The following is a 23,468-nucleotide window of genomic DNA, read 5'->3' as shown; positions in this document are numbered from 1 at the left end:
GGTGAAGCCCTGCAGGGGTGTGCGGAAGCGGCCCTGCCAGTCGACCACGTCCTCGCGCCACAGTTTGTGCAGCAGCGCGTAGTTCTCGACGGCCAGCGGGATGCCGTTGCGGATGTCCTGGCCGAACCAGGGATAGACGGGCGCGGTGTTGCCGCGGCCCAGCATGAGGTCGACGCGCCCGCCGGCCAGGTGCTGGAGCATGGCGTAGTCCTCGGCGATCTTCACCGGGTCGTTGGTGGTGATCAGCGTGGTCGCGGTGGAGAGGATGAGCCGTTCGGTCCGCGCGGCGATGTAGCCGAGCATGGTCGTCGGCGAGGACGGGACGAAGGGCGGGTTGTGGTGCTCCCCGGTGGCGAAGACGTCGAGGCCGACCTCCTCGGCCTTGAGCGCGATGGTCACCATCGCCTCGATGCGCTCGTGCTCGGTCGGCGTCCTGCCCGTGGTGGGGTCGGGGGTGACGTCGCCGACCGTGAAGATCCCGAACTGCATGGTGCTCACCCTACCCCTTGCGTTTAAATTTCAACTACATCTGACAGGTCGGGGGTTGCGCCTGTTTCATCAGGGTCTACCCGGGGCCGCGGGGAGTGGATCAGGGGGTGGCCCTCGTGACGTCGCGTCCGGTGCGACGGAGGGCGCCGCCGAGAAAATGGAGTGACGCTCTAGAGAACCTCTCTAGTCTTCCCTACACTCCCCGCATGGAAACGACGCGTGCAGGCCGGCCGGACCCCTCCCCGACGGTCGTGGTGACGGGCGGCAACCGGGGCATCGGATACGCCGTCGCGGCGGAACTGCTGAGTGACGGCTGCGACGTGGTGCTGGTCGCCCGCGACAGGGACCGGGGCCGGGCGGCGCAGTCCGCGCTCACCGCTCCCGGGACACCCGGCCCGCGCCTCGTCGTGGGAGACCTGTCCGGCGTCCGGGCGGTGCGCGCGACCGCCGAGGCGCTCCGCGAGGCGTGCCCCCGCATCGACGTACTGATCCACAACGCCGGCCTGTGGCCGAGCCGCCGCACGCTCACCGAGGACGGGCTGGAGCAGGCCTTCGCCGTCAACCATCTGGCGCCGTTCCTGCTCAACCACGAGCTGGAGCCGCTGCTCGTCTCCTCGCGGGCGAGGGTCGTGCAGGTCGGCGCCGGGCTGTACGTCAAGGGGCGGGTCGATCTCGACCGTACGCCCGCCGGTCTGGACTTCCATCCCGTACGGACCTACGCCGACACCAAGCTGTGCAACCTGCTGCTCCTGCCGAGGTTCGCCGAGCGGTGGCGGGACTCCGGAGTGACGGTCAACGCCGTGCACCCCGGAGTGATCCGTACCGGCCTCGGGGACCGTGGCGGGCCGGTGGGCTACCTGCTCAAGATCGTGAAACTGCTGTGGAAGAGCCCGGAGGCCGGGGCCCGGCCCGTCGTCCGGCTGGCCCTGGACGAGGAGCTCGCCGGGCGGACGGGGCGCTACTTCAACCTGGAGCAGGAGGAGGAGGTCGCCCCGGTCGCCGCCGATCCGGAACTGGCGGAGCGGCTCTGGGGGCAGGCGCTGGAACTGGCGGGCCTGGAGCGGACACCGCCGCCGGTCCGTCGCTGAACCGCGGGATGTCACCGAAACGCCGGCGGGGCGAGGTGACCGTCGACCGGCTTCTCGCGGCGGCGCTCGACCTCCACGCGGAGGATCCCGGCGGGTTCACGATGGCGGCGCTGATCGCCAGGACCGGCGTCAGCAGCGGCAGCCTCTACCACCACTTCGGTAGTTTCGACGGGCTCGCCGCGGCCCTCTACGCCCGCTGCCTGGCCGGCCTGCTGGCGCACTTCATCCACGCCTCGGCCTATGCGGCCTTCCTCCCGGCGCACGCGGAGGACATCGCGCGGGCCAAGCGGACCGCGGGCCGGGGACGGGCCCCGGAGTGGATCTGGAAGCGGCGGCCCGCCTGCTTCCCGAGCGCATCTGGCGGGCGGTCCGCGGCGGGTAGGGGCGCCGTGCGGCGAGCGGGGGCGCTGCCATCCCCTTCTTGACAGCAGGTGACAGAAAAGTCACGCCGCCATTTACTGTTAGGAAACTTTCTTTTACATTTCTATCAACCCCCCAGCAGAAGGAGTAGGACGTGCGAAAAACGATCATGCTCGTCGCGGTGGCGTTGATGACCTTCGGGGCCACGGTGCTCACCGCCTCACCCGCCTCGGCCCACGGATACGTCTCGTCGCCGCCGAGCCGCCAGGCGTTCTGCGCCCAGGGCAAGGTCCCCAACTGCGGCGACATCATCTACGAGCCCCAGAGCGTGGAGGGGCCCAAGGGCCAGCGCAGCTGCCACGGCGGGGTCGCCCGGTTCGCCCAGCTGAGCGATGAGAGCAAGCCCTGGCCCGCCACCTCGGTCGGCGCCAGCGTCACGTTCAACTGGGTGCTCACCGCCCGGCACGCGACCAGCACCTGGGAGTACTACATCGGCAACACCCGCATCGCGCTCTTCAACGACAACGGCAGGCAGCCCGGTGCGACGGTGTCGCACAACGTGAGCCTCGCCGGCTACAGCGGCCGGCAGAAGGTCCTGGCCATCTGGAACATCGCCGACACCGCCATGGCCTTCTACTCCTGCGTCGACCTGCAGATCGGCGGCGGCAACCCGAACCCCACACCGACCCCCACGCCGACCGTGACCCCGACCCGGACGCCCACCCCCACCCCGACCTCGACCGCCCCCTCGGGAACCTGGCGCGCGGGGACCGCGTACGCGGTGGGCGCCCAGGTCACCTACGCGGGCGCGAGTTACCGGTGCCTGCAGGCGCACACGTCCGCGACCGGCTGGGAGCCGCCGAACGTCCCGGCGCTCTGGCAGCGGCTCTGACACGGAAGGAAGGGAGGCGGTGAGGCGCCCGCCCCGGGACGGCGTCTGCGGGGCGGGCGTCTGCGGGCCGGGCGGGAGACGGCGCCGCGGTCCCGGTCAGCCGGTGGCCACCGTACGGAACCCGCAGTTTCCGCTGCTCGACTCGGGGGTGTTCGACGAACGGGCGGCGACCCGGTAGCGGTGGCAGTAGGAGGGATGGCACAGGTAGGAGCCGCCGCGCATGACGCGCCGCCCGCCCGACTCGGGACCCCGGGGGTCGTTCTCCGGCGATCGAGCGTAGTAGCCGGGGGAGAACCAGTCGGCGCACCACTCCCAGACGTTGCCGGCGACCTCGTACAGGCCGAAGCCGTTGGGGGGGTAGGAACGCACCGGGGCGGTGGCGAGCCATCCGTCCTCGCCGGTGTTGCGCCGGGGGAAGCGTCCCTGCCAGACATTGCACATCCAGCGGCCGTCCTGGACCGGTCCGTCGCCCCAGGGGAACCGGCGGCCCTCCAGGCCGCCCCGCGCGGCGTACTCCCACTCGGCCTCGGTCGGCAGCCGCCGGCCCGCCCAGGCGCAGTAGGCCAGGGCGTCGTGCCAGGACACGTGGACCACCGGATGGTCCTGCAGCCCGGTCACGTCCGACAGCGGCCCGTACGGACGGCGCCAGTCGGCGCCGCGCACCACCAGCCACCAGGCAGCGCCCGCCACCGCGCCGAGGACGTCGGCGCGCTCGGCGGCGAGCGCCTGGTGGAAGACCGCCGACGAGCCGTGGATCTCCGCATCGGTCCGGTGGCCGGTCGCCGCGACGAACGCCGCGAAGCGCCGGACCGTCACCGCGGTCACGTCGATCCGGAAGGGCGCGAGCCGTACGGCGTGCACCGGGCTCTCGCCGTCGGCCGGGTACCCCTCGCCGAACGTGTCGCCCATCGCGAACACGCCACCGGGCAGCGCGACGTCCTCGTGCGCGGGCGGGACGTCCGCCGGGACCGTGGAGCCCGCCGGGGCCGTGGAGCCCGCCGGGGGCCTGGAGTCCGCCGGGGCCGTCCCGGGGCCCGGCGGGGAGACGATTCCGGGAACCGCCGCGGGGCGGGGACGGCGACCCCCCTCGCCGTCCCGGCCGCCGCCGGGGGCGCAACACGCCGGTCGGCTGCTCATCCCGCTCCTTCCGCTGTGATGTCTCCGCCCGGAGCCGCCGGGCGGGCCGCCCGGCTCAGCGGCGTGTCGCGAGGTAGCGGGCCGGGACCTCGCCGCCGCCGTGGACGGCGAGATCCGCGCCGGTGACGTAGGACGACAGGTCGCCGGCCAGGTACAGGCACGCGTTCGCCACGTCGCCGGGGGCCGCCATCCGGCCCATCGGGATCAGGTCCGCGAGGGCGGCGCCGCCGTCCGGGCCGTAGACGGACGCCGCCGCCCCGGTCCGGACGAGCCCGGCGGTGATGTGGTTGACCCGTACTTTGGGGGACCATTCGAGGGCCAGCGCCCGGGTGAGCGTCAGCAGCCCGGCCTTGGCGGCGGAGTAGGCCGCGGTGCCCGGCTGCGGGTCGTGGGCGGAGACGCTGCCGATGTTGACGATCGCGCCGCCGGTCTCCTGACCCTGCATGATCGTGTTGGCCGCCTGCGACACGTAGAACGGGGCGAGCAGGTTCAGGCTCACGATCCTCTCGACGAAGCGCGGGGACACCGTCGCCGCGTCCGCCGAGGGCGAGCCCCCGGCGTTGTTGACGAGCACGTCGAGCCGGCCGAGGAGGCCGGCCGCGTGCTCCACCAGCGCGGCGGCGGCGCCGGCGTCCCGGATGTCGGCGGCGGCGAACCGGGCGTTCCGGCCGCCGCCCCGGGGCAGGGCGCCGGGCAGGTCCGCGGGCTCGGTGCGCCCGCAGACGACCACCTCGGCGCCCGCCGCCAGGAACCGCTCGGCGATCACGAACCCGATGCCCTTGGTCCCGCCGGTGACCAGCACGGCCCGTCCGGTGAAGTCCATCGCCGGATTCGCCCGGTTCACCGGGTTTGTCGGCGCATTCGTCTCCGCGTTCATCGGCGACCTCCCTTCTGCTACCGTACTTTCTAACAAATGTTTGGTGGAAAGGTATCGCATGGGAATCTCCACCGGGAACCACGGCGACGGCGTCGCCGAAGTCGTCATGGACGTGCCCCCGGTCAACGCGCTGCCCGTGCGGGGCTGGTTCGACCTGGCGCGGGCCGTACGGGAGGCCGGGCGCGACCCCGAGACCCGCGCCGTGGTGCTGCGGGCCGAGGGCCGGGGCTTCAACGCCGGGGTGGACATCAAGGAGATGCAGGCCAGTGCCGGGTTCGAGGCGCTGGTGGGGGCGAACCGCGGCTGCCACGCGGCGTTCGCGGCCGTCTACGAGTGCGAGGTCCCGGTGATCGCGGCCGTGCACGGGTTCTGCCTGGGCGGCGGCGTCGGCCTGGCCGGCAACGCCGACATCGTGGTCGCCGCCGAGGACGCCTACTTCGGCCTGCCCGAGGTGGAGCGGGGCGCGCTCGGGGCGGCCACCCACCTGTCCCGCCTCGTCCCCCAGCACCTGATGCGCGCCATGGTCTACACCTGCCGCACCGTCACCGCCGCCGAGCTGCACGCCTTCGGCTCGGTGCTGGAGGTCGTGCCCGCCGACCGGCTCCGCGAGACCGCCCTGGCGGTCGCGGTCCAGATCGCGGCCAAGGACCCCTACGTCATCCGGCGCGCCAAGGAGTCGCTGAACGGCATCGACCCGGTCGACGTCAACCGCAGCTACCGCTTCGAGCAGGGCTTCACCTTCGAGCTCAACCTGATGGGCGCGGGCGACCGGCACCGCGACGCCTTCGTCGCCGAGGGGGCGTGACGCCCGTGGCGCAGGTGAGCACGGCCCCGGCGGGCCCGAAGGTGACCACGGTGGAGGAGATCGTCGGCTCGCTGGAGAGCGGCATGACGATCGGGATCGGCGGCTGGGGCTCGCGGCGCAAGCCGATGGCCCTGGTCCGGGCGATCTACCGCTCCGCGCTGGAGGATCTGACGGTCGTCTCGTACGGCGGGCCCGACGTCGGCCTGCTCTGCGCCGCGGGCAAGGTCCGCAGGCTGGTCGCCCCGTTCGCGACGCTCGACTCGGTCCCCCTGGAGCCGCACTTCCGGGCCGCCCGGCAGCGCGGGGCGATCGAGCTCACCGAGTACGACGAGGGCATGTTCATGTTCGGCCTGCTCGCCGCCGCGCACCGGCTGCCGTTCCTGCCGACCCGCGCCGGGCTCGGATCGGACGTCATGCGGGTCAACCCGGGCCTGCGCACCGTCCGCTCGCCGTACGGCCCCGCGGGGGAGGAGGCCGAGGAACTGGTCGCGGTGCCCGCGCTGACCCTGGACGCGGCGCTGGTCCACATGGACCGGGCCGACACCCGCGGCAACGGCCAGTACCTCGGCCCCGACCCCTACCTGGACGACCTGTTCGCCAAGGCCGCCACCCGCTGCTACGTCAGCTGCGAGCGCCTGGTGGACCCCGGCAAGCTGGGCGGCCCGCCGCAGAGCCTGCTGATCAGCCGCATGCACGTCGCCGGGGTGGTGGAGACGCCGGGCGGCGGCCACTTCACCGACTGCGGCCCGGACCTCGGCCGCGACGAGGCGTTCCAGCGGCACTACGCGACCTCGGCGGCCGACCCGCAGGCGTGGGCGGCGTTCGCCGGGCGGTTCCTGTCCGGGGACGAGGCCGCCTACCGGGAGGCCGTACGGCGCTGGCACGAGGAGCGCGAGCGCGGGGAGGGGACGAGATGAGCGCGACCGGCGCGGGCGGGACGGGGGCGGGTCCGGCGGAGGCGGTTCAGGCGGAGGCGGTTCAGGCGGACGCGACCCGGGCGGAGATCTGCGTGGTGGCCTGCGCCGAGGCCTGGCGCGGGGACGGCGAGATCCTGGCCGCGGCCATGGGCACCTGCTCGATTCTGGGCGCCCGGCTGGCCCGGCTCACCTTCGAGCCCGGCCTGCTGACCACCGACGGCGGCGCGCTGCTCACCGCCGAGCCTGTGCCGCTCGGCGCGCCCGCGGGCCCGGCCGAGGGGTGGCTGCCGTTCCGCGACCACCTGTGGCTGGTGCAGAACGGGCGGCGGCACGTGATGATGGGCGCCTCGCAGATCGACCGGTACGGCAACACCAACATCTCGGCGGTCGGCGCGTGGGAGCGCCCGGCCTCGCAGCTGCTCGGCGTGCGCGGCGCCCCCGGCAACACGATCTGCAACCCGACCAGCTACTGGATCCCCCGGCACTCCACCCGGGTGTTCGTGCCCGAGGTGGACGTGGCCAGCGGCCTCGGCACCGACCGGGCGGCGCGGCTGGGCCCGCGGGCCTCCCGCTTCCACGACCTGCGCCGGGTGGTGACCGACCTGGGCGTGTTCGACTTCCGCACCCCGGACGGGTCGATGCGGCTGGTCTCGGTCCACCCCGGAGTGGAGGTCGAGGAGATCGTGGCCGCCACCGGCTTCCCGCTCCACGGACTCGCGGAGCCCGCGACCGGCGGTGAGGTTCCGCGGACCCGCCCGCCCACGTCGGCGGAACTGCGGCTGATCCGCGAGGTGCTCGACGTCGGCGGCCTGCGCGACCGGGAGGTGCGGGCGTGACGCGGAGATCCGCCCGGTCCGCAGATGCGGGCATGACCCGGCGGGCGCACGGCCCGGAGGCCCCGTACGGCGGGGAGGCCCGGAGATGATCGAGCAGATGCTGGACACGCCGCTGACCCGCCTGACCGGGGTGCGCCACCCGGTCGTGCAGACCGGGATGGGCTGGGTGGCGGGCCCCCGGCTGGTCTCCGCGGTGGCCGAGGCCGGAGGCCTGGGCATCCTGGCCTCGGCCACCATGACCCTGGACCAGCTCGCCGCCGCCATCGGGGAGGTCCGCTCGCGCACCGAGGCGCCCTTCGGGGTGAACCTGCGCGCCGACGCCTCGGACGCGGGCGACCGCGTCGATCTGCTGATCAAGAACGGGGTGCGGGTCGCCTCGTTCGCCCTGGCCCCCCGCCAGGAGCTGATCGCCAGGCTGAAGGACGCCGGAGTCGTGGTGATCCCGTCGGTCGGGGCGCGGCGGCACGCCGAGAAGGTCGCGGCCTGGGGCGCCGACGCGGTACTGGTCCAGGGCGGCGAGGGAGGCGGCCACACCGGGGCGGTCGCCACCACACTGCTGCTTCCCCAGGTCGTGGACGCGGTCGGCATCCCGGTGATCGCCGCCGGAGGGTTCTTCGACGGGCGGGGCCTGGCCGCGGCGCTGGCGTACGGCGCGGCGGGCGTGGCCATGGGCACCAGGTTCCTGCTGACCTCCGACAGCTCGGTCCCGGACGCGGTCAAGCGGCTCTACCTCGGCACGTCGGAGACCGTGGTCACCCGCCAGGTGGACGGCATGCCGCACCGGGTGCTGCGCACACCGCTGGTGGACGGGCTGGAACGCGCGGGCCGCCTGTCCAGGCTGGCCCGCGCGGTGCGCAACGCCGCCCGCTTCAGGAAGATCTCCGGCATGTCCTGGCCGGAGATGATCCGCGACGGACTGTCCATGAAACACGGCAAGGAGCTCACCTGGTCCCAGGTGCTGATGGCGGCCAACACGCCCATGCTGCTCAAGGCGGCGATGGTGGACGGCCGCCCGGACCTGGGGGTGATGGCCTCCGGGCAGGTGGTGGCGCTCATCGAGGACCTGCCCTCGTGCGAGGAGCTGATCGACGCCGTCGTCACCCGCGCCGCCGAGACCCTGCGCGGCCTGAGCACCCACCTCGCACCCGCCTGACCGGCTCCCCGGGGCCGGAGCGCAGCCGACGCGGCACACCGGGCCCGCGCGGGGGACGGATCCCCGTGCGGGCCCGCGCGGCTCACGGGACGGGTCTCACCGGGGAGAGTCGTAGACGGTGACCGACCACGGCTGGGGACGCTCGCCGAGCCGGGCGGCGATCGCGCCCGCGCTCTCCGTGCTGAGCTTGTACTTGCCGCCGCACGCGGCCCTGTCGCAGTCGTGCGCGTCACGGCCCGACAGGATCGGCGCGTCCGGAGGGAAGACCCAGAACGTGACCGTGTGGGTGCGGCTCGTCCAGCCCGGCTCGTAGCTCTTGTCGTCGAAGCGGCTGCGCGTGCCGTCGGGACCGCAGACGCCGTACGCCTCGCTCAGGCCGTCGTCACGGGCCTCGGAGGCCAGGACGAGCGAGCCCGGCTCGGAGCAGCGCAGCACGATCGCGGTCTTGGCACTGGTGGGACGAAACCTCAGCGTGATCTTCGCTGCCGTGTTCTGCGACGTCTCCGAGCGGAGAATCCGGAGTCCCTGGTAGGTGGCGGGGGGTTCGACGGACGGCGCGGACGGCGCGGACGAAACGGTGGGAGGGGTGACCGGAGACGGGGCCGCCGGGCCGCCGGCCAGGAAGACCACGGCGAGGGTCACGGCGGCCGTCGCCGCGGCGCAGGCGAGCGCCCACGTCCAGCCGGAACCTCGTCCGGGCGGGCGGTGACCGGCCGGGCGCCGCTCCGCGGCGGTCAGCCGGGCGCGGGCACGGGTCACCGCCTGCGGCGAGGGAGGCGGCGCATCCGGAACGGCCCTCCCCAGCAGGGTGATCTCATCCATCGAGGGCCTCCTTCAGGGGGTTCACGTCACCCAGAGCCTTACGCAGCTGGTTGCGCGCCCGATTCAGCCGGGACGCGACGGTCCCGTACGGGACACCGAGAGCGGCGGCCGTCTCCGCATGGCTGAGATCGCCGAGGGCGAGGAGGAGGACCACGTCGCGGTCACGCTTGGCGAGGCCGGCCAGGGCCCCCGCGAGGCGACCCGTCACCTGCTGCGCGCTGACCCTGGCCGTCACCGCGCCTTCCGGGCCCTCCTGGTCGTCGCCCGCCGCGGTCCGGCTGAGCGCTCTCCAGCGGCGCACCTCGTCCCGGCGGTGCCGGGCCAGGAGATTGGTGGCGATCCCGTACAGCCACGGGCGGATCCCGCCCCGGGCGGGATCGAAGCGCTCGCGGTCGCGGAAGGCGATGAGGAAGGTGTCCGCCGCCAGGTCGTCAGCGGTCTGGGTGTCCAGCCGCCGGGCGATGTAGCGATGGATCTCGGCGAAGTGAGCGTCGAAGACCCGGCTGAAATCCTCGTGCGGCGACCACTCGCCGGCCCCGGCCTGCGGCCCGGAACCAGGGTGAGCGATCATGCGTGTTCCTTTGTTCGGGGGCGTTGACACTCCTTGTTGTCCGCAGGGGCGGAGTGCTTTCACGCGCGACGCTCTCACCCGGGGATGATCGTCCTGCGGGCGGTCGCATACCGCCGCCGGAAGGCATCGGAAGGCGCGTGGCGGCGCCGGGCGGGTCCTCTCAGCCGCCCGTCAGGCAGGAGAGCACGCGCGAACGGTGCGCGGCGGGGGAGCCCCAGGCCGAGCGCAGGGCGCGGGCCTTGCGGATCCACAGGCTCAGGTCGTACTCGTCGGTGTAGCCGATCGCGCCGTGCACCTGCAGGGCGCTCCCGGCCGCCGCGTGGGCTGCGTCCGAGGCCGCGGCCTTCGCGGCCGACACGTCACGGGGGAAGTCCGGCGAGCCGTACGCCAGGGCCGCGCCGTGGACCAGCGGCCGGGTGTGCTCCAGGGCCACGAGCACGTCGGCGAGCCGGTGCTTGACCGCCTGGAACGAGCCGATCGGCCGCCCGAACTGCCGCCGGGTCATGGCGTACTCCACCGTGACCTCCAGCAGCCGCCGTCCCACCCCGGTCAGCTGGGCGGCGCAGGCCAGCGCGCCCAGGTCGAAGGCCGCCGCGGCCGCCGCCCGCACCGCCGGGCCGCAGGCCAGTGCCGTTCCCGCCTCCGCCGCGCCCGCGGCCACCGGGAACAGCCGCCGGGCCGGGTCCAGCGAGGTCAGGGCCGCCCCGGGGGCCGCCGTGCGCAGCTCGTCGCCGTCCACGACCAGGACGAGATCGGCGGTGTCGGCGTCCAGCGCGTACGGCACGGCCGGGGGCAGCGCGAGCGAGACGACGGCCGTGCCCTCGGCGATCCGCGGCAGCCACGCGGCGGCGAGCCCCCCGGCGTCGTCTCCCCGGCCGGACCCCCGGCCGGTGCCGGCGTCGAGCCGGGCCAGCAGTCCGGCGGCGGCGACGGTCTCGGCCAGCGGCCCGGGTACGGCGTGCCGCCCCAGCTCGTGGAAGGCGGTCACCAGCTCCACCGGGAGCGGCCCCGCCCCGCCCGCCGCCTCGGGGACCGCCAGCGCGAAGACCCCCGCCCCGGCGAGCGAGCGCCACAGGGCCCGGCCGGGCTCCGGATCCCCGGCGGCCCGCGCCCGGACCGCGCCCGCCGTCCCGGCCCCGGCCAGCAGCTTGTTCAGGGTCTCGCCGAACAGCCGCTGCTCGGCGTCGAGGACGAACTTCACGCTTTCGCCTCCCTGGGCAGGCCGAGCACGCGCTCGGCGATGACGTTGCGCTGGATCTCGTTGGTACCGGCGTAGATCGGCCCGGCCAGGGAGAAGACGTAGCCCTCCAGCCAGTCGCCGTCCAGCTCGCCGTCCGGGCCCAGCAGGTCGAGCGCGGTCTCGTGCAGCGCCACGTCCAGCTCGGACCAGAAGACCTTGTTGACGCTGGACTCGGCGCCCGCGTCCTCGGCGCGCGAGATGGTCTCGAACCCCTTCAACCGGTAGGCGCGGGCCCTGATCCAGGCGTCGGCCACCCGGTCCCGCAACGCGGTGTCGGCGGGGTCGGCACGCTCGCGCCAGAGTCCGACCAGCCGGTCGGCGGCGGCCGTGAAGCGGCCCGGGCTGCGCAGCGTCAGTCCCCGTTCGCTGCCCGTGGTGCCCATCGCGACCTGCCAGCCCTCGCCGGGTTCGCCGATGACGTCGGCGTCGGGCACGAACACGTCGTCGAAGAACAGCTCGGCGAAGGCGGGCTTGCCGTCGAGGCGGCCGATCGGCCGCCGGGTGAGGCCCTCGGCCTCCAGCGGGAACATCAGGTAGATCAGGCCCCGGTGCCGTCCGGCCTCCGGGTCGGAGCGGAACGGGCCGAAGCCCCGGTCGGCGAAGGCCGCGCGCGAGCTCCACGTCTTCTGCCCGTTCAGCAGCCAGCCGCCGCCGACGCGGGTCGCGGTGGAGCGCAGCGCGGCCAGGTCGCTGCCCGCCCCCGGCTCCGACCAGGCCTGCGCCCAGATCACCTCGCCGGAGGCCATCGGCGGCAGGACGCGGTCGAGCTGCTCGGGCGTGCCGTACCGGAAGAGGGTGGGCGCCAGCAGGTTGATGCCGTTCTGGCTGACCCGGCCGGGTGCTCCGGCGGCGTAGTACTCCTCCTCGAAGACCAGCCACTCCAGCGGGGTGGCGTCCCGCCCGCCGTACCGCTCGGGCCAGGAGACGACGGAGAGCCGGGCCGAGGCCAGCTCGCGCTCCCAGGCGCGGTGGGCGGCGAAGCCCTCCCCGGTCTCCAGGGAGGGCAGGGGGGCGGCGGGGACGTGGGCGCGCAGCCAGTCGCGGACCTCGGCGCGGAACGGCTCCACGGGGGACAGGTCGAGGTCCATCGGCGGCCGCCTTCGTACTCGGGGCTGTGGATTCTTTCTAACAACTGTTTGGTAGAGTAAACCATGTCACGCTCGGCGAGGAGAGGGAGGAACGGGCATGGGGCCGGTCCACGTCCCGGGCCACGGGCTGCTGCGCGGCCGGGTCGCGGTGGTGACCGCCGCCGCCGGCACCGGCATCGGCGGCGCCTGCGCCCGCCGCATGCTCGAAGAGGGCGCCCGCGTGGTGATCAGCGATGCCCACGAGCGGCGGCTGGGGGAGAGCCTGGCCGGCCTGGAGAAGGAGTTCGGCGCCGGCGCGGTGGCCGCGGTGCCGTGCGACGTGACCTCCGAGGAGCAGGTGCAGCGCCTGTTCGCGGGCGCCGAGGAGCGGATGGGACCGGTCGACGTGGTCGTCAACAACGCCGGGCTGGGCGGCAGCACGCCGCTCGTCGAGATGACCGACGAGCAGTGGCACCGGGTGATCGACGTCACGCTCAACGGCACCATGCGCTGCACCCGGGCCGCGCTGACGCGCATGCGCCCCCGGGGCCGCGGCGTGATCGTCAACAACGCCTCGGTGCTCGGCTGGAGGGCGCAGGAGGGGCAGGCCCACTACGCGGCGGCCAAGGCCGGGGTCATGGCGCTGACCAGGTGCGCGGCCCTGGAGGCTGCGCCGTACGGCGTGCGGATCAACGCGGTGGCCCCCTCGCTGGCCATGCACCCGAACCTGGCCAAGGTGACCACCGAGGAACTGCTGGCGGAGCTCACCGCGAAGGAGGCGCTCGGGCGGGCCGCGGAGCCGTGGGAGGTGGCCAACGTTATCGTCTTCCTGGCCAGCGACTACTCCTCGTACATGACGGGAGAGGTCGTCTCCGTCTCCAGCCAGCACCCCTGAGAGGTCCGCACCCCATGAGCCCACGACGCCGAGACTCCGAGAGCACCGCCGCGGCCCGCGCCGAGCGCCGGGCCGAGTTGCTCGCCACGGCGGCGGAGGTGTTCGCGTCGCGGGGATACTCCGCCACCACGGTCCGCGAGGTGGCCGACGCGGCGGGCATGCTCGGCGGCAGCCTCTACTACCACTTCGACTCCAAGGAGTCGATGGTCGACGAGATCCTGTCGACGTTCCTCACCGACATGTGGGCCGCCTACGACCGGGTGCTCGGCTCCGGCCTCGGCGCGCGGGAGACCTTCCACGAGCTGATCGTCGAGTCCTTCCGGACGATCGACCGCTACCGCCCGGCGGTCGTGATCTACCAGAACGAGTCCAAGCACCTGGCGGCCGGACCGCGCTTCTCCTACCTGCTCGACTCCCAGCGGCGCTTCCGGGAGATGTGGCTGTCGGTCCTGGACCGGGGCGTCCTGAACGGCGAGTTCCGCGCCGACCTGGACACCGGCCTGATCTACCGGTTCATCCGTGACACCGTCTGGCTGGCCGCGAGCTGGTACCGCGGCGACGGCCCGCTGTCCGCCGACGAGATCGCCCGGCAGTACATCGCGATGGTCCTGGAAGGGATCCTGGCAACCTAGGGAGTTTTCCGATGTCCTTCTCACCCCCCGAGGCCTACATCGTCGAGGCGGTCCGCGCCCCCGTGGGCAGGCGCGGCGGCGGCCTGTCCGGCGTGCACCCCGCCGACCTGGGCGCGCACGTGCTGACCGCCCTGGTGGAGCGCTCCGGGATCGACCCGGCGGCGGTGGAGGACGTGGTCCTCGGCTGCGTGGACACCGTCGGCCCGCAGGCGGGGGACATCGCCCGCACCTGCTGGCTGGCCGCCGGGCTGCCCGAGGAGGTGCCCGGAGTCACCGTCGACCGCCAGTGCGGCTCCTCCCAGCAGGCGGTGCACTTCGCCGCGCAGGCCGTGCTGTCCGGGACCGCCGACCTGGTGGTCGCCGGGGGCGTGCAGAGCATGTCGCAGATCCCCATCGGCTACGCGATGACCGCCGGGCAGGCGCTCGGCTTCGACAGCCCGTTCGCCGGCTCCAGGGGCTGGCGGGAGCGGTACGGCGAGCAGGAGGTCTCCCAGTTCCGCGGCGCCGAGATGATCGCCGAGCGGTGGGACATCTCCCGTGAGGCCATGGAGGAGTTCGCCTACGCCTCGCACCGGCGGGCGATCCGGGCGATCGACGAGGGACGCTTCGCCCGCGAGATCGTGCCCCTGGCGGGCGTCGAGCACGACGAGGGGCCGCGCCGCGACACCTCCCCTGAGAGGATGGCCGCCCTGAAGCCCCTGGCCGAGGGGGGACGGCTGACCGCGGCGGTGGCCTCGCAGATCTCCGACGGCGCGGCGGCCCTGCTGATCGCCTCGGAGCGGGCCGTACGGGACCACGGCCTGCGGCCCCGCGCGCGGATCCACCACCTGTCGGCGCGCGGCGAGGACCCGATCCGGATGTTGTCGGCGCCGATCCCCGCCACCGCCCACGCGCTGAAGAAGGCCGGGCTGTCGATCGGCGACATGGACGCGGTGGAGATCAACGAGGCGTTCGCGCCGGTCGTGCTGGCCTGGCTGAAGGAGACCGGCGCCGATCCGGTGAAGGTCAACCCCAACGGCGGCGCGATCGCCCTGGGCCATCCCCTCGGCGCCACCGGGGCCCGGTTGATGACCTCGCTCCTGCACGAGCTGGAGCGCACCGGCGGCCGGTACGGCCTGCAGACGATGTGCGAGGGCGGCGGCCAGGCCAACGTCACCGTCATCGAACGCCTCTGAACGCGGTCACCCGTTCATTCCCGTATGCCGACCGTACCGCCCGTGCCGATCGCGGCGGCCCGGCCGGCCGGTCCGCCGGGGCGCGGGCGCCCGCGCCCCGGACACGCCCCCGGGAGGATTCCGTCACGGGGTGTCCGCACGACCGCCGGGACCCCGGGCGGCCCGGTGGCGCAGTATCACCGCGATGTCGAAAGTGGCGACGGCCGTGAGCACCGCCATCGCGATCGCCAGAAACGGCCGGCCGATGATGACGGCCACGCCCGCGAACACGCCGCAGACGGCCATGCCGAAGGTCGCCAGCACCAGCCGCAGGGTGAGCGCGCTCCGCGGCGGCTCGGCGGTCGGGGAGAACTGCGACCACGGCCACCTCCGCAGCGCGCGGGCGAAGAGGTCCTCCGCCGGTCCCGCCGGTCTCCGGTGCAAGATCTTATGGTGTCGTTCCATAGTGTCCACCTCCTCGCCGGACACCTACCTCCCGCGGAGGCGGTTAAGCGGCCGGGACGGGATCAGTCGCGGGGGAGAGCAGGTCGACCAGGCCGGGCGCGTCGAGCGCCCGGATCCCGGCGGGGTCGAGGCGGCCGGGGTGCAGGGCGTAGACCTGTGCTCCCTCGGCGACGTCGAGATCGTCATCGATGACCGCGGCGAAGCTCGCCTCGCGAGGCGTCCGCTGTCCGGCGGCATCCGTTCCCCGGTCCGGAAGCGCCAGGCCCGCCCCCTCACGTGTCGTCCATGTGTGGTCCGGGAGCGTGCGGGCGGTGAGGCGGGCGGCGAAGGCGGCCGCCGTCTCGTCCGGGCCGCGCCGGTAGTGGCCGACCGTGCCGTCGCGGTGCCGTACGGTGACCGCGGCGGCCCGGGCGGCGGCATGCCAGCAGGCCACCTCCCACAGGGTGACGCGGTCGCCGAGGCCGAAGACGTCCTCCAGCGCGGAGCCCAGCCGGGCGAGCTGCTCGTGGTGCTCGTCCAGGTCGTTGAAGCCGCCGTCGGTGGAGAGGTTGAGATCGGCCCAGCGCATCGTGCGCGACCACAGGTCGGCGACGAGCGGCACCAGGATCTTGGCGGGTCCGGCCAGGTCGAAGCGCTGCCGTACGGCGAGCGGGTCGAACAGCTCACCGGGCGGCGTTTCCATGAACCCCGCGAAGCCCCGCACGAGCCGGTCGAACGGGACGTCGTTGTAGCTGAAGACGACCGGGACCGCGTAGCGGCCGCCGATCGCGCGCATCGCCGTGACGTCCAGGTCGACGAACTCGGAGGCGCCCAGCGGCTCGGGAGCGGAGGTGAGGTCGCCGGAGTGCACGGCGGCGTCGTCGCCGAGGACCAGGTTGGTGTAGTCGCACAGGCCGGTGAACTCCCAGCGCTCGTCGAACAGCGCCACCGACAGGTCCAGGTCGACCCGGTGGTCCGCGGGCTGGGCCCAGTGCAGGAACAGCCGGATCCGCCCGCCGGAGGGGAGCGGGCGGACGCTGCCGCGCGGCAGCCGTACCAGGGACGAGGAGGCCGAGCGCTCCGCGACCGGCGCCAGGAGATCGGTCAGCTCCTCGTCCAGCACCGCCCGCTCCACCGCGGGCAGGGCCGCGGCGCGGCGCAGCATCTCGGCGATGAGGACCGACGAGACCGCGGTGACGGCCTCCGCGGGGACCGGCGGGCGGGTGTCGGGCTCGGTCCAGATCCGGGCCGTGCCACCGCGCGGCAGGAAGACCCGGCTGCCGCCGGGCGGCGTGCGGAGCTGGCCGAGCGCGGAGATCAGCACGCCGGGGGAGACCTCCGGCGCGACCTCGGCGACCGCGGCGGCGAGCCGGTCGGCCGGGATGTGCCGGGACAGGTGCACGATCCGCCGGACCAGCTCGCCGGGGCGTGTCATGAGCAGGTCGAGCGCCCCGGCGTGGTCGCCGTCGCGCAGCGCCGCCTCCACCCGGCCGGCGAACGTGAGCGGGTGCAGCCGCACGCCGTCGAACCGGACGACCCCGGGGTGCGCGGCGGCGCGGGCGAGCAGCGCCCCGGCCAGCGGGGTCCCGGTGTCCAGCCGGGTGCCGCGCAGCACGGCGAAGGCCAGCGCCACGTCCGGGTGCCGGCGGTGGTGCTCGAACGGGTGCAGCCCCTCGGCCATGCGCTTCCAGGCCTCGGGGTAGCGGTGCAGGTCCTCGACCACGCGCGGCACGGGCATCCGGGCCATCCGGTCCAGCAGCGCGCGCCGTACGGGCCGGGGCAGGCAGGTGCGGCGGGGCAGCGGGGCGCGCATGCCGGGGTCGCCGCCCATCAGGGCGTACAGCAGGCGGAGCACGTCCGTCGCGGTGTCGGTGTGCCGTTCCAGCAGCTCGCGGGCGCCGTGGGCGTCGCGCGACAGGGCCGTGGCCAGGACCAGCGAACGGGTCTCCCGGACCGGGATCCGCTCGGGCAGCCAGTCCGCCGAGCGCGGCCAGAAGTCGCCGAGCAGGGCCTCGATCGCGGCGCGGTCCTCCGCGCGGGCCGGAGTCTGCCGGTCCAGCAGCTCCTGGAGCAGCTCGCGGGCGGTCTCGGCCGGGTCCTCGCACAACCGCAGCAGGACCATCCGGTCAGGAAGCCCCGCCTGCCGGGCGTTCTTGGCGACGGCCTCGGCAACCGGGTCGTCGGCGGGCCGCAGGAACGGGTCGTCGAGGTCGACGCGGCGGTGGCAGATCGGGCAGGCGCTGAAGTCGGCCCCGTCCCAGCAGACGCGGCAGACCAGGTGGGCGCAGGGCGAGACCGGGTGGACGGTGCGGACCTGCCCGCACAGCACGCACGGCTGCTCGGGCTCCTGCAGGAGCAGGGCGAACACCCGCCGCACGTAGAACTCGAAGGTGTCGGCGGGGACGCCCGCCGGGAAGCTGCGGAACAGCGGGACGTGGTCCACGTGGCCGCCGTACTCGGCCGCCAGGGCCTCCAGAAGGGCGCGGCCGGCCTCGGCCAGCCCGGCGCCGTCCAACTCGCCCAGACGGCGGCGGAGCGGGGCGGACAGCAGGTAGCCCAGCCGCAGCAGGTCGGCCTCCAGGGCCAGCAGGCCCTCGGCGGGATCGGGCGGGGCGCCGGCTCCGGCCTTCCGGCCGCGCGCGACCGCGACGCCCGTCCCCTTCCACCAGCGCGACGCCGGTCCGGGGGAGTCCGGCGCGCGAAGGGTGCGCAGCAGGCTCGGGGAGGTGAGGCGGCGCCGCCGCAGCAGCGTCTCGGCCAGCCACGTCATCGGACCTCCCCCGCGCCGGAAAGCAGAAGGGGCGGAGAGCGGACGCGCTACGTATCTTTTGCAGAGAGAGGAGAAGGAAGCACGTCCAGGAGCCGCCCCTTAGCCCACGACTGTAGCGGGCATTCAGCTCATATGCCGCATCTTTCTCGCCCGGTCGGTGCCTCCGCGGAGTGGTGGCGCGAGTCCGTCGTCTACCAGATCTACCCCCGGTCGTTCGCCGACGCCGACGGCGACGGGGTCGGCGACCTCGCCGGGATCACCGCGCGGCTCGGCCACGTCGCGGGCTTGGGCGCGCAGGCGGTCTGGCTCACCCCGATCCAGCGGTCGCCGCAGGCCGACCACGGCTACGACGTCAGCGACTACTGCGACGTGGACCCGATCTTCGGGGGCATGGCCGGGTTCGACGCGCTCGTCGCCGAGGCGCGGCGGCTGGGCCTCAGAGTCATCGTCGACCTGGTGCCGAACCACTGCTCCGTCGCCCACCCGCTGTTCCGGGCGGCGCTGGCCGCCGGTCCGGGCAGCCCGGAGCGCGCCCGCTTCCACTTCGCCCCGGGCCGGGGACCGGACGGCGGCGCGCCGCCCAACGACTGGCCCAGCGTCTTCGGCGGCCCCGCCTGGACACGGGTGACCGAGGTCGACGGATCGCCCGGAGAGTGGTACCTCCATCTGTACGCCCCCGAGCAGCCCGACTGGAACTGGCGCGACCCGCGCACGGCTCCGTTCTTCGACGAGATCGTGCGGTTCTGGTTCGGCCGGGGCGCGGACGGGCTGCGCGTCGACGTCGCGCACGGGCTGTTCAAGGCCGAAGGACTGCCCGACCTCGAACACGCCGGAGCCCTGGAGCCGATGCGGCTGCGGGCCAACCCGCTGGCCTGCGACCGCGAGGAGGTGCACGACGTCTACCGCCGCTGGCGGGCCATCGCCGACTCCTGCGACCCGCCGCGGGCGCTGATCGGCGAGGTCAACCTGGAGCCCGGCCGGGCGGGCCGCTACACCCGGCCGGACGAGCTGCACCAGGCGTTCGCCTTCGCGTTCCTGGTGGCCCCCTGGGACGCGGAGGCCTGGCGGGCGGCCGGGACCGCCCTGCTCGCCGGAGACCCGCCCAAGGCACCGGTGACCTGGGTCGTCGACAACCACGACGTGGTGCGCAGCGCGAGCCGCTACGGTCGCTCCCGAGGGGCGGCACGGGCGCGGGCGGCCCTGCTGGCGGTGCTCGGGCTGCCCGGCGCGGCCTACCTGTACCAGGGGCAGGAGCTCGGCCTGCCCCAGGTGAACGTGGCGCCCGAGGATCGCAGGGACCCCGCGTGGCCGAGGTCGGGGGTCTCCCGGGACGGCTGCCGGGTTCCGCTGCCCTGGCGGCGCGACCCGGCCGGCGCCCACGGGTTCTCGCCGCCCGGCGCGTCGTCTCCCTGGCTGCCGGTCCCGCCGGGGTGGGGCGAGCTCTCGGTGGAGGCGCAGGAGGCCGACCCGTCCTCGCCGCTGCGGTTGTGCCGCTCCGCCGTCCGGCTGCGGCGGCGGCTGCACGCCGAGGGTGTCCTGACGGCCGGAGACCCGGTGGAGTGGGCGGTGGACGGCGACGGCCGGCTGACGGCCGGCCGCGCCGGCCGGTTCACCCTGGTCCTGGCGATGGGCGACGATCCGGTACGGCTGCCGCCGGGCCGCCTCCTGCTGGCCAGCGGCCCGCTGACCGGTGCCGGCCTGCTCCCGCCCGACACCGCCGCCTGGCTGCTTTCCTGAGCCGCTCCCTCCCGGGGATCACCCGCCCGACCCGCGGGCCCCGGTCCTCCACAGGGCAGAGAGCGCTCTCGCTGACGTCGCAGGTCAAGAGTGTCATGCCTCCCGCTGACGGGGAGAGAAGCGAAGAAAAACAGTCATGATCATGGGTTATCGCCATGCCTTGGTTGCCGGAGAACATCCGAGACGTTAAGAGAGCGCTCTCCGTTATCTATTGACTCGGTTCTCGTGCAGCGTCAAGATCTGCACAGTGCGGACTCCGGGGGACCGCCATGACCGTCGCAGCACCTCGAGAACGGACCCTCGATGACCAGACCCATCGCCCGATCGGGCACCCGCCGCCGGAGCCGCCTCGCGGTCCTGGCGAGCCTCGCCGTCCTGGCCGCGGGCGTCACCGGAATCCCGGGCGCGAGCGCCGAGACCGCGACCGGCGGGAAGCAGCCGGTGATCGGCCAGCCCCGGCTGGACGCCCGGGGCTGCGCCCGCATCGAGAAGGACCTGCCCACCCTCGCCGACTGGCCCAAGGTCAGCAGCCGGATCAAGAAGAACCCGGTGGACGAGTGGCGGATCAAGAAGATCCTCGCCGGGATGACCCTCGCCGAGAAGGTCGGGCAGATGACCCAGCCGGAGATCGCCGCGATCACTCCCGAGGAGGTCAAGCAGTACGGCATCGGCTCGGTGCTCAACGGCGGCGGCTCCTGGCCCGGCCGCGACAAGCACGCCTCACCGCAGGCCTGGCTCGACCTGGCCGACGCCTACTGGGACGCCTCGGTCTCCACCAGGACGAAGATCCCCGTCATCTGGGGCATCGACGCCGTCCACGGCAACAACAACGTCTACGGCGCGACGGTCTTCCCGCACAACATCGGCCTGGGCGCCGCGCAGGACCCGTGCCTCGTCCGGGACGTCAGCGCGGCCACCGCCGAGCAGATCCGCGCCACCGGCCAGGACTGGGCCTTCGCCCCCACCCTCGCCGTCGTCCGCGACGACCGCTGGGGCCGTACCTACGAGGGCTTCTCCGAAGACCCCCGGATCACCCGCGCCTACGGCTACGAGGCCGTCAAGGGCCTGCAGGGCAGGGGCCCGTTCCGCATCGGCTCGGACGGCGTCATCGCCACCGCCAAGCACTTCATCGGCGACGGCGGCACCCTCAGGGGCGTGGACCAGGGCGTCAACCCTTCGTCCGAGGCCGAGATGATCAACCTGCACGGCCAGGGCTACTACGGCGCGCTCGGCGCCGGAGCCCAGACCGTGATGGTCTCCTTCAACAGCTGGACCAACGAGGAACTCGGCATCACCGAGGGCAAGCTGCACGGCAGCAAGCGCGCCCTCACCGACATCCTCAAGATGAAGATGGGTTTCGACGGCCTGGTCGTCTCCGACTGGAACGGCATCGGCCAGGTCCCCGGCTGCACCAACGCCAGCTGCCCCCAGGCGATCAACGCCGGCATCGACATCGTGATGGTCCCCAACGACTGGAAGGCGTTCATCGCCAACACGATCGCCCAGGTCGAGAGCGGCGAGATCCCGATGGCCCGCATCGACGACGCGGTCACCCGCATCCTGCGCGTGAAGCTGCGCGCCGGGGTGCTCGACGGGCGCAAGCCCTCCGAGCGCCGCCACGCCGGCTCGGCCGAGGCGCTGGAGGCCGAGCGGCTCGCCCGGGAGGCCGTCCGCAGGTCGCAGGTCCTGCTCAAGAACAACGGCAAGGTGCTCCCGCTGGCCCCCGGGTCCAAGGTCCTCGTGGTCGGCAAGAGCGCCGACAGCATGCAGAACCAGACGGGCGGCTGGACCCTCACCTGGCAGGGCACCGGCAACACCAACGCCGACTTCCCGGGCGGCACCACGATCCTCGGCGGCCTGCGCGAGGCGCTCGGCGAGGCCAACGTCACCTTCAGCGAGACGGCCGACGGCGTCGACCCCGCGGCCTACGACGCGGTCATCGCGGTGATCGGCGAGACCCCGTACGCCGAGGGCGTCGGCGACCTGGCCCGGCGCACGCTGGAGGCGGCCCGGCTCTACCCGGGTGACCTCGCCGTGCTCGACAAGGTCGCCGGCAAGGGCAAGCCCGTGATCACCGTCTACGTCACCGGCCGTCCGCTCTGGGTCAACAAGGAGCTCAACCGCTCCGACGCCTTCGTCGTCGCCTGGCTGCCGGGCACCGAGGGCGGCGGCGTCGCCGACCTGCTCGTCCGCGGCAAGCACCGCGAGGGCTACACCGGCAAGCTGCCGTACTCCTGGCCGAAGACCGCCTGCCAGTCGCCGCTCAACGCGGGTGACGAGGGTTACGACCCGCTCTTCCCGCTCGGGTACGGCCTGCGTTACGGCCAGACCGGGTCGGTCGGCACCCTCGACGAGACCGCGCCCACCACCTGCGGCACTCCGGGCGGCGGCGGCGAGGCCACCGAGGACCTGGAGCTGTTCAACCGCGTCGACGTCGCGCCGTACAAGAGCTACATCGGATCCGCCGAGAACTGGGGCGGCACCGAGATCGGCCCGGACGGCGCGGCCGCGCACGCGGAGATCAGCGTCGTGCAGTCCGACGTCAACGTGCAGCAGGACGGCCTGAAGGCGACGTGGACGGGGACCGGTCCCGCGCAGATCTACAGCCAGAACCCGGCGGGCGGCACCGACCTGCGCGGCTACCTCAACGCCGACGCCGCCCTGGTCTTCGACACCGTCGTGCACCAGCCGCCGGCGGCGCGGACCGTCATCAGCGCCCACTGCGTCTACCCCTGCTTCGCCGAGGTCGTCGCGACCTCGCTGTTCACGGGACTGCCGGTCGGGACGAAGGCGACCGTCAAGATCCCGATCGCCTGTTTCGCGGAGGGGGGCCTCGACATGGAGAACGTCAACACGCCGTTCCTGGTCTACACCGAGGGCGCGTTCTCCGCGTCGTTCGCCAACATCCGCTGGGTTCCGAAGGCGGCCACCGACCCCGACGCCAGGAAGTGTTCCGACCTGACCTGACGACCCTGACCTGACGGCCCCGACCTGACGGCCCCGACCTGACGGCCCCGACCTGATGACGCAGGCCTGACGACTGTCCCGATCCGGCGACCGCGCGGACCGCGGACACGCGGGCGGAGCACGGAGATCCGGATCGGGGCGGCCGGGGGCCGGGGGCCGGGGGCGACCCCCTCCGGCCCCCGGCCGTGTTCCCGCCGGTCAGGGCCGTCCGTCGACCTTCTGGGACGCCTCGCCGAAGACCCAGGGACTCGTCTCGGCGATGAAGTCGGCGGGAAACCCCACGGCGAACTCCGCCGCCGCCTCCAGCCGCCCGACGGCGTCCTCGGGCAGGACGACGTCGATCGCGCCCAGGTTGTCCTTGAGCTGTTCGGTGCTCCGGGCCCCGACGATCGGGTGGACCGCCCGGGAACGCGCCCGGGTCCAGGCGATCGCCACCTGGGAGGGGGTGGCGCCCAGCTCGTCGGCGACCTCCTGGACCGCCCGGGCGACGGCGTGGTCGCGCGGCCCGAGGGACTCGGGGGAGACGCGCGTGCCGGGCCCGGAGCCACCCGGCCGGGTGAACTTCCCCGACAGCACGCCGCCGGCGAGCGGTCCCCAGGCCGCCACGCTCATCCC

General features: G+C 73.9%; 22 protein-coding genes. 12 read left to right on the top strand and 10 right to left on the bottom strand.

The genetic code is table 11. The features are described 5' to 3' along the window. On the bottom strand, positions 1-489 hold a 489-nt coding region (locus IEZ08_RS36580; RefSeq protein WP_189244011.1), incomplete at its 3' end, for an LLM class flavin-dependent oxidoreductase. A gap of 206 nt (positions 490-695) precedes the next feature. Here IEZ08_RS36580 and IEZ08_RS36575 point away from each other — a divergent pair. From IEZ08_RS36575 to IEZ08_RS36565, 3 genes are all read left to right on the top strand, one after another. After that, entirely contained in the window at positions 696-1,577 is an 882-nt protein-coding gene (locus tag IEZ08_RS36575) for an SDR family NAD(P)-dependent oxidoreductase (RefSeq protein ID WP_189244010.1), read from the top strand. Between the two features lie 8 nt (positions 1,578-1,585). Continuing rightward, positions 1,586-2,002, top strand: coding sequence for a TetR/AcrR family transcriptional regulator (locus IEZ08_RS36570; RefSeq protein ID WP_203863663.1), 417 nt, complete (start codon positions 1,586-1,588; stop codon positions 2,000-2,002). A gap of 89 nt (positions 2,003-2,091) precedes the next feature. Next, complete coding sequence (locus tag IEZ08_RS36565; RefSeq protein ID WP_068923339.1) at positions 2,092-2,829, top strand: lytic polysaccharide monooxygenase; 738 nt, start codon at positions 2,092-2,094, stop codon at positions 2,827-2,829. A gap of 96 nt (positions 2,830-2,925) precedes the next feature. Here IEZ08_RS36565 and IEZ08_RS36560 read toward each other — a convergent pair whose 3' ends face one another. Both IEZ08_RS36560 and IEZ08_RS36555 read right to left on the bottom strand, forming a co-directional pair. Then, positions 2,926-3,966, bottom strand: coding sequence for a formylglycine-generating enzyme family protein (locus tag IEZ08_RS36560; protein WP_189244009.1), 1,041 nt, complete (start codon positions 3,964-3,966; stop codon positions 2,926-2,928). A 55-nt stretch (positions 3,967-4,021) separates the two neighbouring features. Next, the gene (locus IEZ08_RS36555; protein WP_229803917.1) at positions 4,022-4,789 is read right to left on the bottom strand and encodes an SDR family oxidoreductase; all 768 of its coding nucleotides are present in this window, start codon (positions 4,787-4,789) and stop codon (positions 4,022-4,024) included. A 112-nt stretch (positions 4,790-4,901) separates the two neighbouring features. Between IEZ08_RS36555 and IEZ08_RS36550 the strand changes: the two genes are divergently transcribed. The 4 genes from IEZ08_RS36550 to IEZ08_RS36535 all read left to right on the top strand — a co-directional run bounded on the left by IEZ08_RS36550 (position 4,902) and on the right by IEZ08_RS36535 (position 8,554). Next, positions 4,902-5,648 (top strand): enoyl-CoA hydratase family protein, encoded by a 747-nt coding sequence (locus tag IEZ08_RS36550; protein WP_068923341.1) that lies wholly within the window; start codon positions 4,902-4,904, stop codon positions 5,646-5,648. Continuing rightward, the gene (locus IEZ08_RS36545; RefSeq protein ID WP_268249397.1) at positions 5,645-6,565 is read left to right on the top strand and encodes a CoA transferase subunit A; all 921 of its coding nucleotides are present in this window, start codon (positions 5,645-5,647) and stop codon (positions 6,563-6,565) included. Before IEZ08_RS36550 ends, IEZ08_RS36545 begins: the two co-directional genes overlap by 4 nt. After that, the gene (locus IEZ08_RS36540; protein WP_229803915.1) at positions 6,562-7,401 is read left to right on the top strand and encodes a CoA-transferase subunit beta; all 840 of its coding nucleotides are present in this window, start codon (positions 6,562-6,564) and stop codon (positions 7,399-7,401) included. The genes IEZ08_RS36545 and IEZ08_RS36540 overlap by 4 nt, the downstream gene beginning before the upstream one ends. A gap of 85 nt (positions 7,402-7,486) precedes the next feature. Further along, on the top strand, positions 7,487-8,554 hold the full coding sequence (locus IEZ08_RS36535; protein WP_189244008.1) for an NAD(P)H-dependent flavin oxidoreductase: 1,068 nt from the start codon (positions 7,487-7,489) through the stop codon (positions 8,552-8,554). 96 nt (positions 8,555-8,650) lie between these two features. On the opposite strand, the gene IEZ08_RS36530 is transcribed toward IEZ08_RS36535, so the two are convergent. The 4 genes from IEZ08_RS36530 to IEZ08_RS36515 form a co-directional block, all read right to left on the bottom strand. Then, entirely contained in the window at positions 8,651-9,376 is a 726-nt protein-coding gene (locus IEZ08_RS36530) for a hypothetical protein (protein ID WP_189244007.1), read from the bottom strand. After that, positions 9,369-9,947, bottom strand: coding sequence for an RNA polymerase sigma factor (locus IEZ08_RS36525; protein WP_189244006.1), 579 nt, complete (start codon positions 9,945-9,947; stop codon positions 9,369-9,371). Before IEZ08_RS36525 ends, IEZ08_RS36530 begins: the two co-directional genes overlap by 8 nt. 160 nt (positions 9,948-10,107) lie before the next feature. Continuing rightward, positions 10,108-11,148 carry an acyl-CoA dehydrogenase family protein gene (locus tag IEZ08_RS36520; protein ID WP_068923345.1) on the bottom strand — a complete coding sequence of 347 codons (1,041 nt, stop codon included), beginning with the start codon at positions 11,146-11,148 and terminating at the stop codon, positions 10,108-10,110. Then, positions 11,145-12,275: an acyl-CoA dehydrogenase family protein gene (locus tag IEZ08_RS36515; RefSeq protein ID WP_189244005.1), complete on the bottom strand. Its 1,131-nt coding sequence runs from the start codon at positions 12,273-12,275 to the stop codon at positions 11,145-11,147. The genes IEZ08_RS36520 and IEZ08_RS36515 overlap by 4 nt, the downstream gene beginning before the upstream one ends. 97 nt (positions 12,276-12,372) lie before the next feature. Here IEZ08_RS36515 and IEZ08_RS36510 point away from each other — a divergent pair, with 97 nt between their 5' ends. The 3 genes from IEZ08_RS36510 to IEZ08_RS36500 are packed head-to-tail and all read left to right on the top strand — an operon-like array spanning position 12,373 to position 14,956. Next, positions 12,373-13,149 carry an SDR family oxidoreductase gene (locus IEZ08_RS36510; protein WP_189244004.1) on the top strand — a complete coding sequence of 259 codons (777 nt, stop codon included), beginning with the start codon at positions 12,373-12,375 and terminating at the stop codon, positions 13,147-13,149. A gap of 14 nt (positions 13,150-13,163) precedes the next feature. After that, positions 13,164-13,781 (top strand): TetR/AcrR family transcriptional regulator, encoded by a 618-nt coding sequence (locus IEZ08_RS36505; RefSeq protein ID WP_189244003.1) that lies wholly within the window; start codon positions 13,164-13,166, stop codon positions 13,779-13,781. Between the two features lie 11 nt (positions 13,782-13,792). Next, a complete protein-coding gene (locus tag IEZ08_RS36500; protein ID WP_189244002.1) occupies positions 13,793-14,956 on the top strand; it encodes an acetyl-CoA C-acetyltransferase in 1,164 nt (387 codons plus the stop codon). Between the two features lie 123 nt (positions 14,957-15,079). Here the strand turns inward: IEZ08_RS36500 and IEZ08_RS36495 are convergent, their stop codons facing one another. Both IEZ08_RS36495 and IEZ08_RS36490 read right to left on the bottom strand, forming a co-directional pair. After that, the gene (locus IEZ08_RS36495) at positions 15,080-15,400 is read right to left on the bottom strand and encodes a DUF6343 family protein (protein ID WP_203863661.1); all 321 of its coding nucleotides are present in this window, start codon (positions 15,398-15,400) and stop codon (positions 15,080-15,082) included. A gap of 43 nt (positions 15,401-15,443) precedes the next feature. After that, positions 15,444-18,149 carry an MXAN_6230/SCO0854 family RING domain-containing protein gene (locus IEZ08_RS36490; RefSeq protein ID WP_189244001.1) on the bottom strand — a complete coding sequence of 902 codons (2,706 nt, stop codon included), beginning with the start codon at positions 18,147-18,149 and terminating at the stop codon, positions 15,444-15,446. A gap of 132 nt (positions 18,150-18,281) precedes the next feature. On the opposite strand from IEZ08_RS36490, the gene IEZ08_RS36485 reads away from it, so the two are divergent. Both IEZ08_RS36485 and IEZ08_RS36480 read left to right on the top strand, forming a co-directional pair. Continuing rightward, positions 18,282-19,886, top strand: coding sequence for an alpha-amylase family glycosyl hydrolase (locus IEZ08_RS36485; RefSeq protein WP_189244000.1), 1,605 nt, complete (start codon positions 18,282-18,284; stop codon positions 19,884-19,886). A 303-nt stretch (positions 19,887-20,189) separates the two neighbouring features. Beyond that, positions 20,190-22,853 carry a glycoside hydrolase family 3 protein gene (locus IEZ08_RS36480; RefSeq protein ID WP_068923353.1) on the top strand — a complete coding sequence of 888 codons (2,664 nt, stop codon included), beginning with the start codon at positions 20,190-20,192 and terminating at the stop codon, positions 22,851-22,853. Positions 22,854-23,051: 198 nt separating this feature from the next. On the opposite strand, the gene IEZ08_RS36475 is transcribed toward IEZ08_RS36480, so the two are convergent. Then, a partial coding sequence (locus tag IEZ08_RS36475; RefSeq protein ID WP_189243999.1) for an aldo/keto reductase occupies positions 23,052-23,468 on the bottom strand: 417 nt, incomplete at its 5' end.

Source organism: Planobispora rosea, assembly GCF_014648175.1.
Classification (GTDB): Bacteria; Actinomycetota; Actinomycetes; order Streptosporangiales; family Streptosporangiaceae; genus Planobispora; species Planobispora rosea.
Note: the sequence above shows the minus strand (reverse complement) of the source record. Positions and strands in the feature narration are given on the sequence as shown.

Bases quoted from the DNA above. Each gene is read 5' to 3' on its own strand.
- IEZ08_RS36535 (WP_189244008.1), top strand. From the start codon at position 7,487: ATGATCGAGCAGATGCTGGACACGCCGCTGACCCGCCTGACCGGGGTG.
- IEZ08_RS36570 (WP_203863663.1), top strand. From the start codon at position 1,586: ATGTCACCGAAACGCCGGCGGGGCGAGGTGACCGTCGACCGGCTTCTC.
- IEZ08_RS36555 (WP_229803917.1), bottom strand. From the start codon at position 4,789: ATGGACTTCACCGGACGGGCCGTGCTGGTCACCGGCGGGACCAAGGGC.
- IEZ08_RS36540 (WP_229803915.1), top strand. From the start codon at position 6,562: ATGAGCGCGACCGGCGCGGGCGGGACGGGGGCGGGTCCGGCGGAGGCG.
- IEZ08_RS36500 (WP_189244002.1), top strand. From the start codon at position 13,793: ATGTCCTTCTCACCCCCCGAGGCCTACATCGTCGAGGCGGTCCGCGCC.
- IEZ08_RS36485 (WP_189244000.1), top strand. From the start codon at position 18,282: ATGCCGCATCTTTCTCGCCCGGTCGGTGCCTCCGCGGAGTGGTGGCGC.
- IEZ08_RS36480 (WP_068923353.1), top strand. From the start codon at position 20,190: ATGACCAGACCCATCGCCCGATCGGGCACCCGCCGCCGGAGCCGCCTC.
- IEZ08_RS36530 (WP_189244007.1), bottom strand. From the start codon at position 9,376: ATGGATGAGATCACCCTGCTGGGGAGGGCCGTTCCGGATGCGCCGCCT.
- IEZ08_RS36495 (WP_203863661.1), bottom strand. From the start codon at position 15,400: ATGGAACGACACCATAAGATCTTGCACCGGAGACCGGCGGGACCGGCG.
- IEZ08_RS36490 (WP_189244001.1), bottom strand. From the start codon at position 18,149: ATGACGTGGCTGGCCGAGACGCTGCTGCGGCGGCGCCGCCTCACCTCC.
- IEZ08_RS36525 (WP_189244006.1), bottom strand. From the start codon at position 9,947: ATGATCGCTCACCCTGGTTCCGGGCCGCAGGCCGGGGCCGGCGAGTGG.
- IEZ08_RS36575 (WP_189244010.1), top strand. From the start codon at position 696: ATGGAAACGACGCGTGCAGGCCGGCCGGACCCCTCCCCGACGGTCGTG.
- IEZ08_RS36505 (WP_189244003.1), top strand. From the start codon at position 13,164: ATGAGCCCACGACGCCGAGACTCCGAGAGCACCGCCGCGGCCCGCGCC.
- IEZ08_RS36560 (WP_189244009.1), bottom strand. From the start codon at position 3,966: ATGAGCAGCCGACCGGCGTGTTGCGCCCCCGGCGGCGGCCGGGACGGC.
- IEZ08_RS36515 (WP_189244005.1), bottom strand. From the start codon at position 12,275: ATGGACCTCGACCTGTCCCCCGTGGAGCCGTTCCGCGCCGAGGTCCGC.
- IEZ08_RS36550 (WP_068923341.1), top strand. From the start codon at position 4,902: ATGGGAATCTCCACCGGGAACCACGGCGACGGCGTCGCCGAAGTCGTC.
- IEZ08_RS36510 (WP_189244004.1), top strand. From the start codon at position 12,373: ATGGGGCCGGTCCACGTCCCGGGCCACGGGCTGCTGCGCGGCCGGGTC.